This is a genomic window from Pseudoalteromonas rubra (assembly GCF_004212645.1).
GTDB classification, from domain to species: domain Bacteria; phylum Pseudomonadota; class Gammaproteobacteria; order Enterobacterales; family Alteromonadaceae; genus Pseudoalteromonas; species Pseudoalteromonas rubra_G.
The window spans coordinates 1-5,238 of sequence record NZ_PPUZ01000078.1 but is presented as its reverse complement, the minus strand read 5'-3'; the positions used below and the strand labels follow the sequence as shown (position 1 = coordinate 5,238).

The window sequence follows — 5,238 nt, the reverse complement described above, 5'->3', positions numbered from 1 at the left end:
TGCGGCGAAGATCAGCGCCACTGACAGCTTTTTTGAACTGGGCGGACACTCATTGTTATCGGTCAAGCTCGCTGCAGCCCTGCGCACTCAGCTGGGTGCCCAGCTGCCATTGAGTATCTTGTTCAATGCCGCAACTGTGGCTGAGCAGGCCAAAGAAGTCATCGCGTGTCAGGGACTGGCGCTGCCCGAGGGTATAACAGCACAACCTCGAGTACTTCAGGAGGACCCGCAGCTGGGGGCGCACAGTACCGCGCCATTATCGTTTGCCCAGCAACGCTTATGGTTTATCGAACAGCTTGAACAGGGATCGGCACAATACAACATGCCGAGTGCCTTTCATGTCCAGGGCGCACTTGATCTGAATGTGGTCGAGTCTGTGTTGCAAACCATTATTGCGCGTCACGAGGTGCTCAGAACGGTTTATCGCGATGAGTTGCAGGTGATCCGCCAGCACGCTGACTTCACGCTTGGTTATGAGGATCTGCGTATGCTGAGCGAAACCGCCCGGCAGCAGGCGATTGCCACGGTGATGTCGCAGCAGCTAAACCAGCCGTTTGATCTGACTCGCGAGGTGATGGTGCGTGCAAGCTATATCCAAACCGCAGATAGCAGCGGCGTGTTGCTGTTCAATATGCATCATATCGCCTCTGATGGGTGGTCGATGCAGGTACTGGTCAAAGAATTTGCAGCACTCTATCAAGCCTACAGCCGGGGCCAGAGTAACCCGTTGACACCGCTTGCCATTCAGTATGCAGACTACGCGCAGTGGCAGCGGGACAATTTAACTGACACGGTACTGGCAGCGCAACTGGGATACTGGCAGGCGCAGTTGGCCGATATACCTGCGGTACATAGTCTGCCTTTAGATAAGCCACGCCCGGATGTAAAACAGCATCAGGGTGGCCAGGTAAAAAGCACGCTCAATGGCGAGGTGGCAAAGGGCCTGACTGCACTGGCAAACATACAGGGGTTAACGCCCTTTATGTTGCTCCATGGTGCATTGTCGCTGTTGCTATCCAGGCACAGCAATGCCCGCGATATCGCTATCGGTACGCCGGTGGCCAACCGATTGCAGGCTGAGCTGGCACCCCTGATCGGATTTTTTGTGAACACGCTGGTGCTGAACGTCAGTACGGCTCATGCGACCCTGGCGGACTATCTGGCCCATGTTAAAGCCGTCCATTTGGGGGCCCAGTCTAACCAGGATGTTCCGTTCGAGCAGCTGGTTGAGCAGCTGAATGTGCCTCGCAGCAGCGCCTATTCACCATTGTTTCAGGTGATGCTGACAATCCGGGGAGATTATGAAGCTGCCGAGCAGGTGGAAAACACGGGCTGGTCATTGGGAGAGGCAAAGTTAAGCCCTCTGGCAGAGGACGCCGTGATTGCCAAGTTTGACCTCGACGTAGACATTGCACTGAGCGATGGCGGCGTTGAGATCTGCTGGACCTATGATAAAGCGCTCTTCAATGCTAAGCGAATTGAGACCCTGGCGCATCACTTGGAAGTCTTACTAACCACCCTGGCGCAGCAGCAACCTCAGGCCTTGTTGGCCCAGCCAGCAGGGACCGTAACTATGCTGTCGGCCGAGGAGCAGCAAGAGCTGTTGGTGACCTTTAACCAACAGGTCGAACACTACGATCCGGCGCTGTGTATTCATACTGTATTCGAACAACAGGTACAGGCGACACCACACGCAACGGCGCTGGTCTGCAATGCACAACGTCTTAGCTATGCCACGCTGAACCAACGCGCCAATCAGCTCGCCCACTATCTATTGAGTGAGCACAGGGTGACACCAGAAACCCTGATTGGAGTATGCACCAGCCGCTCGGTGGAAATGGTGGTGAGCATTCTGGCGATATTAAAAGCCGGAGGCGCTTATGTACCGCTGGACCCGGATTATCCCATCAGCCGCCTGAGTTATATGGCATCAGATGCTGGACTCAAACACCTGCTTGGATTTGGCAATGGTCTGACGGTCGCTGAAACCTTGATGGCAGAGCAAGGCGGTTCGGCCATTGATATTGCTGCACTGGAATTGGACGCTTATCCACACAGCAACCCGGTTCTGAGCGGGGTCTGTGGCTCCAATCTGGCCTATGTTATTTATACCTCAGGCTCCACCGGTAAACCCAAAGGCGTTGCGGTTGAGCATGGCTCGCTGGTGAATTATCAGTGTCACTGTCGCACGCAATATGGGTTAAGTGCTGAGGATGTGATGTTGCAGTTCTCAACCATGAGCTTTGATATTTTTGTTGAGGAGCTGTTTGGGGCTTTGTGTCAGGGCGCCAGCCTGGTCCTGCGCAGCGAGGAGTGCCTGGGCAGTGCCCAAGCTTTTAACGCGTTTTGCAGCGCGCATCAAATCACAGTGATGAGTTTGCCTACAGCGTTTTGGAAGCAAATGAGTGATATGGACAATGCCTTTGCCATCGAGACCCTGCGTGCGGTGATCATTGGTGGCGAAGCCATGAGCAAAGCCCATATGACGCGCTTCTTTGCTGCTGCCCCCGGGGTGACTTTGTTCAATAGTTATGGACCGACAGAAGCAACCATCACAGCGACCACATCGCGTTTACACAAGGCATCAGACGCTGAGCAGATCACCATAGGGAAAGCGAATGTCAATAACACCTTACTGATACTCAATGAGGATGGTGGTCTGGTGCCCAAAGGCAGTGAAGGCGAATTGTATATTGGCGGGCCGGGCGTGGCACGCGGCTATCTGAATCAACCGACACTAAGCGCAGAGCGATTTATCCGCAATCCTTATGCCGACCAGTGTGTGGCGATCGCAGCGCCACGACTATATCGCACCGGCGACTTAGTGCGTTACACCGAGCAGGGCGAATTGATCTTCATAGGTCGTAATGACGACCAGATCAAGCTGCGGGGATTTCGGGTGGAACTGGGGGAGCTGAATGGGATATTAGCCCAGCTACCGCAGGTTCAAGATGCCGCCGTGACGGTCTTTAAAGTAGACACAGAGCAGCACCTGGCCGCTTACCTTAAGTTGCATCCGCGTTATGCCGAGGCAGATCCGCAAAGTACCTTGCAGGCCATCAGCCAGCAGTTGGCAGAGCAACTGCCGCACTACATGCAGCCGGGCAGTGTAAATCTTGTCGATGAGCTACCACTGACTGTGAATGGCAAGCTAGACGTGGCTGCCTTGCCACAGCCCAGACTCAATGTGCAGCAACGCGAATATTGTGCGCCCTCCAGTGAACTGGAACACCAGCTTGTCGCTATCTGGGCACAGCTATTGTCCCGCGATGCGCAGGACATAGGTGTCACAACCAGCTTCTTTAATCTGGGCGGACACTCACTGCTGATCCTCAAAGCCGTCTCTCAGATCCAGTCACAGCTTGAAGTAACACTGACGGTACAAACCATTTTTGAAAATGACACGGTCGCCACATTGGCTGCCGAAATCGAGCGCCAACGTAACCAACACGCATTAAAACAACAAATAAATGATGCCAGCGCAGACCAAATTGAAAGGGTAGAATTCTAATGAACACACAAGCAATTATCGATCAACTGACTCACAACCAAATCCTGCTGTTTGTAAATGGCGAGCGTCTTGCCGTGGAGGCCAAAAAGGGCGCGTTGACCCCTGAACTGGCCACCCTTATCAGAGACAATAAAGCGGCATTAATGGCTTATTTGTCACAGCAACAGAGCCCGACGTCTGGCGCGAGCCCGATCAAAAAACTCAGTCGTGAAACAGGGAAAAGCTATCCTTTATCCTCGGCACAGAAGCGCTTTTGGTTCATTGACAAGTTACGAGGTGGCTCCAGTGACTACCATATGCCGCTGGCATTTACTCTGACCGACGCTGTGTCATTGACGCACCTGGAAGGGGCACTTAATCATGTGCTGCAAAAGCATGAGATTTTGCGTAGTCGCTACGTGCTGACGGCCGATGGTACCACTGAGCAGTGTATCAGTGATGCGCGGGTGCGCATTCACTACCATGATAGTGCCGCGCTCAGTGAGGCGGATTTTAGCGCGCAAGTCGAGGCTTGTATTGCTGCGCCCTTTGCGCTGGAGCACGACCTGATGATCCGGGTTGACCACTTTTTGATGCCCGACGCGCTGAGCGGGGCCGGGTTACTGATCATCAATATCCATCATATCGCCTGCGATGCCTGGTCTTTGGATATTCTGAAGCAAGACTTAATGACGGCGTATTTACAGTTACAAAACGCGCAGCAACCGCAAGGCGAGTTGCCTATTCAGTATCTGGATTATGCCAGCTGGCAACAAGACTGGCTGAACAGTGAGCAATGTGCACAGCAAACCAACTACTGGCGTAATAAACTGGCCGGTATAGCGCAACTGCATAGCCTGCCGCTGGATCATCCTCGTCAGCCAGAAAAAGCCAATTTTGGTAAGCTTTACAGTGAGGCCCTGCCAGATGACCTGGTGCCAGTGTTGCACAGTCTTGCTCGTGAGTACAAACTCACCCCCTTTATGTTATTACACAGTTGCCTGGCGCTGGCATTGTCTCAGTACGGTCAGTATCAGGACGTCGTAATGGGGACGACGATTTCCAATCGAGACAGTGAACAACTGCATCCACTGATCGGTTGTTTCCTGAATCGCCTGGTGTTGCGTCTGGACACCGATCGTGCACAGCCGCTGGCTGAGTATCTAAAGCAAGTTGCGCGCACCCACATCGAAGCGCAGAACAATCAGCAGCTGCCTTTTGATAACCTGGTCGAAGCGCTGGATATCACCCGGGCAGGCAATTACAGTCCCCTGTTCCAGATCCAGTTCACTATGGGTTCTGAGCTGGGTGAACTTTCGAGTGAGGATGCAAGGTTACTGAACGACGCTGGATTTGCTGGTTTTGAATTAGGTAAGGACGCCGTTGTTGTACGTGGCGATCTGGATATTCATGCCCATGTCTCTGAACAGAACATAGTGATTGACTGGTCGTATGATAATGAACTATTTGACACCCAAACGGTTGCTACACTGAGTAGTTTGTTGCAACAGATCTGTCGCAACCTGGCCCAGGCCTATCAGCAATGCACAATGGCGACTGCCAGTGTGGCCGATGTGCTGTTTAATCAGCCTCAGACTTTGTATACGCAGGCGGGGGCATGCCGCCTTGATGATGCAACGGGTCTGATTGAGCGCTTCGAGCAGCAGGCAGCCCTGACACCGGATGCCATTGCTGTACACAGTGACAGCGAGCAACTTAGCTATGCGCAGCTCAATGCCCAGGCGGCC

2 protein-coding genes are annotated in these 5,238 nt (G+C 53.3%); both read left to right on the top strand.

Annotated elements, in window-relative coordinates; all coding sequences use genetic code 11:
* The coding region (locus C3B51_RS20685) for a non-ribosomal peptide synthetase (protein WP_130246263.1) at nt 1-3,511 on the top strand (3,511 nt) is incomplete at its 5' end.
* The coding region (locus C3B51_RS20680; RefSeq protein ID WP_240701939.1) for a condensation domain-containing protein at nt 3,511-5,238 on the top strand (1,728 nt) is incomplete at its 3' end. The genes C3B51_RS20685 and C3B51_RS20680, both read left to right, overlap by 1 nt.